This window comes from Marinobacter sp. B-21 (assembly GCF_056857895.1).
In genome coordinates this window covers 1-3,639 of the sequence record NZ_JBSXNZ010000004.1, presented here as the reverse complement: position 1 = coordinate 3,639, position 3,639 = coordinate 1, and the positions used below count along the sequence as shown (strand labels likewise).

Here is a 3,639-nt window from a genome sequence, read left to right as displayed (position 1 = left end):
GTAAGCGCCCATAAATCGGCACCTGTTCCATAAACCCAGGATTTGTCACATTGATTCCTTTCTTTAAATCGAGGAGGAATCCTATGGTCAATTCTGACCTGCACGCATCATGGCAACAGACGCTCTCAAACTGGCAAGAATCGGGCATGTCCGGTGCTGCTTTCTGCAAGCAACAGTCACTCAGCTACCACCGATTTGTCTACTGGCGTCGAAAGCTGAACGGCAGCACGGATGACAAAAAGGCTTCCCCGTCCGGATTTGCTCGCGTCGCTCCGGTTCCGAAGGATCAGGCGACAGATGGCCTTACCGTCTCGTTGCCCGGCGGCGTTTCGATCACCGGTTTACACGCGGGTAACATCGAGTTGCTGGGCGTGGTCCTGAGGCAGCTGTGATGCGAAACCGGTATCTGCGCCCGTCGTGGGATCTGCCAGAGATCTATCTGTACCGGGCACCAATCGACTTCCGCAAGCAGGCCAATAGCCTGGCACTGCTGGTGGAGCAGGAGCTTGGCCATAGTCCGTTCTCCGGTGCACTCTACGCCTTCACCAACCGGCAGCGGAACAAAATCAAGTGCCTGATGTGGGAAGACAACGGTTTTGTGCTCTATTACAAGGCCCTGGCCGAGGAGAAATTCAAGTGGCCGGGCCCATCTGACGAGCTGATGCCGCTGACCGGCGAGCAGATTAACTGGCTGTTGGACGGGTACGATATCAGCCTGTTGCGGGGGCATAAAACCCTGCATTATGAGAGCGTCGGATAGCACTTTTTACGTGTGCCAGGGCGTTGTTTTTGCTATAATTTAGCCATGAAAACAACACCTGATAACGCCACTTCAAACCCCGATTTCAGCGGTCTCTCTGCCGCTGAAATGGTGGCGGTTATCAGCGGTCTTCAGCAGCAACTCGCCTCGAAAGAGGAAGCCTTTCTGAACCAGGAGGCCAAGCTGAAATCCCAGGCATCAGCACTGGAACAGCGCGATCAGGCCATCCAGAGCCGGGACGCCCGCATCGAGATCCTCGAAGAGTTACTGCGACACAAGAAGATCCAACAGTTCGCAGCCAGTAGTGAAAAGCAGCCCAATCAGATCCTGCTGTTTGATGAAGCAGAACTGGAAGTCGAGATCGATGAACTGCGTGATCAGCTGCCGGATGACGTGGAGGAAAAAGACGCACCGCCACGCACCTCCCGGAAACGTCGTCAGCGCGGCTTCTCCGACAAGCTTCTGCGCGAGCGTATTGAGCTGACCCTCAGTGACGAAGAGAAGGCCGGTGCCAGTAAGACCTTCTTCACCAAGGTGAAGGAAGAGCTGGAGTTCATCCCCGCTCAGTTGAAGGTGCTGGAGTACTGGCAGGAAAAGGCAGTGTTCGAACAGGACGGTGACGAGCGCATCGTCGCTGCCTTCCGTCCGGTTCATCCGCTGGGTAAGTGCACCGCCACGCCGTCACTGCTGGCTTACCTCATCACCTCCAAGTACGCCGATGGCCTGCCGCTGTACCGGCTGGAGCAGATGCTCAAGCGCCTGGGCCATGAGGTCAGCCGTACCAGCATGGCTCACTGGATCATCCGGCTGGATGATGTGTTCAAACCATTGATCAACCTGATGCGGGAAGTGCAGAACAGCAGCGATTACCTCCAGGCCGACGAAACCCGGATCCAGGTGCTCAAGGAGGATGGCAAAACCGCCCAATCCGACAAATGGATGTGGGTCACCCGGGGCGGCCCACCGGGGCATCCCTCGGTGCTGTTCGAGTATGACCCCTCTCGTGGCGGTAAGGTACCGGTGCGCCTGCTTGATGACTTCCAGGGCATATTGCAAGCCGATGGCTACTCCGGCTATGGTAAGGTGTGCCGTGACAACAATCTGACCCGGATCGGATGTTTAGATCACGCAAGACGCAAGTACGTGGAGGCTTCACGGGCGGCACCGGCCAAGGGCAAGAAGGGGCAGCCCTCGAAAGCCGATGTGGCTCTGAGCCACATCCGGAAACTGTATGCGATTGAAAAGGCCGCTCGCGATCTGAGTGATGCTGAACGCTACCGGATGCGTCAGGAAAAGAGTCTGCCATTGCTGGCGACCTTCAAAGCCTGGCTGGAAGCCAACGTCAGCAAGGTGCTGAAAGGCTCGCTCACTCGCAAGGCCATGGACTACACCCTCAACCAGTGGGACTATCTGGTGGGCTACTGCGAACGTGGTGACCTGAAGATCAGTAACGCCCTGGCCGAAAATGCCATTCGCCCCTTTGCGCTTGGCCGCCGCGCATGGTTATTTGCCGACACCACCCAAGGCGCAAATGCCAGCGCTACCTGCTTCTCCCTGGTTGAAACGGCCAAGGCCAACCAACTCGAACCCTCAGCCTACATACACCACCTGCTCACGCATATTGCCGAGGCGGATACGGCGGAGAAACTGGAAGCATTGCTGCCCTGGAACGTGGAGCTGGTTCGGGTCTGACATCTCAGTGCGGGTGATGCAAGTGGGTCGATTTAAATGCGCTTACGCTGGACCAGGCCCGGGCGGACGTGGGGCAAGCGCCGGTTCGCCAACCGAAGCCGGTTCGGTGGCAAGGTTATCTTGGCCGTTTTCCCGACAGTCAGAAGCAGACCCACTGCTCGGTCTGTGAGCGGCAACTGACACTGATGGCCCCCATTGCCCCTTCGAGGGCTCCGCCATGAGCTGTCGGGACTCAGGGATAACAGGGAATCACACCATGACAGGCGCCGTCGGTGGGGCGCTTGTCTTGCCGGTTGCCCGGAGATCGCAGAAAATCGACGCCATTCTCCTTCGCCCGTTTCGACCGGATCAGGCCCACGCCCTTAAACTGACCCGGAATCACAGAGCCTTTCCGCTGTTCCGGAGCCCCTTCCGGAAATCTGGCGTTTCAAATCCCCATAGGCTAGCCTGAGACCTCGAGTGCGGACCAGTCCAACAAGCCGATGAACCGATCCACAGGGGCCCGGTCGCGTGCCTGCCTTAGTTCGGGTGTGCCTGAGAGTTGGCGGGAGGTGGACGGTTATCTATATCGTTATATTTCTTAAACCTCAATCAAGGATGAACATGAGAGTATCAACGTTTCCCCTCATAATTCTTTGCCTATTCATGGGCTTCACTTTTTGGGTAATGGCAGGCGCAGAGCAGTCGCTTTTGGCCTTCGGTGCCCAGCTGATGTCTAGCCCGGATACCGCCCAGGTTGTCATAGATCTCTACATTCTCGCCGCGTTGGCTTGCGTCTGGATGTACCAAGATGCCAAAAGCCGTGGCAAAGGTTTGGGCTATCTTATCCCGTTTTTCGTTCTTACAGCGGTGTTTGTATCTGCGGGGCCGTTACTGTATTTGGTGCTGCGTGGTGGACGTGAATCCGATGCTGCAACCAGCAAAATATAACCAACCGCATCAGTACGCGGCCCAACGTCATCAACTTAAGCCCCGCAGAGTCCAAAATCCAGTTCCAGCCGAAGCCATGGGCGGGGTTTGGTCAGCATCATCGTAACGATATCGCGGCAATGAGCGCCAGCTGAAGCGATTTGTTGGGGGATGGACCGGATTTCAGGCGGGTCGTGACCTGTACAGGTGGGGAGGCGCGTTTTCAGGGCGAGCGGAAGCCGACCGCTCCGGAAGCAGCCTGTTGGTTGGGTGAGTGG

At 57.0% G+C, this 3,639-nt stretch carries 4 protein-coding genes; all 4 read left to right on the top strand.

Features of this window, described 5'->3' with window-relative positions:
• The first annotated feature begins 83 nt into the window (after nt 1-83).
• The 4 genes from tnpA (at nt 84) to AC13C0_RS00070 (ending at nt 3,382) form a co-directional block, all read left to right on the top strand.
• Complete coding sequence (gene tnpA, locus AC13C0_RS00085; RefSeq protein ID WP_341581274.1) at nt 84-392, top strand: IS66 family insertion sequence element accessory protein TnpA; 309 nt, start codon at nt 84-86, stop codon at nt 390-392.
• Nucleotides 392-760, top strand: coding sequence for an IS66 family insertion sequence element accessory protein TnpB (tnpB, locus tag AC13C0_RS00080; RefSeq protein ID WP_341581275.1), 369 nt, complete (start codon nt 392-394; stop codon nt 758-760). The genes tnpA and tnpB overlap by 1 nt, the downstream gene beginning before the upstream one ends.
• A 45-nt stretch (nt 761-805) precedes the next feature.
• The gene (gene tnpC, locus AC13C0_RS00075) at nt 806-2,452 is read left to right on the top strand and encodes an IS66 family transposase (protein WP_341581276.1); all 1,647 of its coding nucleotides are present in this window, start codon (nt 806-808) and stop codon (nt 2,450-2,452) included.
• 603 nt (nt 2,453-3,055) lie between these two features.
• On the top strand, nt 3,056-3,382 hold the full coding sequence (locus AC13C0_RS00070) for a DUF2834 domain-containing protein (RefSeq protein WP_482953697.1): 327 nt from the start codon (nt 3,056-3,058) through the stop codon (nt 3,380-3,382).
• Nucleotides 3,383-3,639: the final 257 nt, after the last annotated feature.

What these genes read in the sequence shown, in the direction of transcription:
- tnpA (WP_341581274.1), top strand. Translation starts at nt 84, where the DNA reads ATGGTCAATTCTGACCTGCACGCATCATGGCAACAGACGCTCTCAAAC.
- tnpB (WP_341581275.1), top strand. Translation starts at nt 392, where the DNA reads ATGCGAAACCGGTATCTGCGCCCGTCGTGGGATCTGCCAGAGATCTAT.
- tnpC (WP_341581276.1), top strand. Translation starts at nt 806, where the DNA reads ATGAAAACAACACCTGATAACGCCACTTCAAACCCCGATTTCAGCGGT.
- AC13C0_RS00070 (WP_482953697.1), top strand. Translation starts at nt 3,056, where the DNA reads ATGAGAGTATCAACGTTTCCCCTCATAATTCTTTGCCTATTCATGGGC.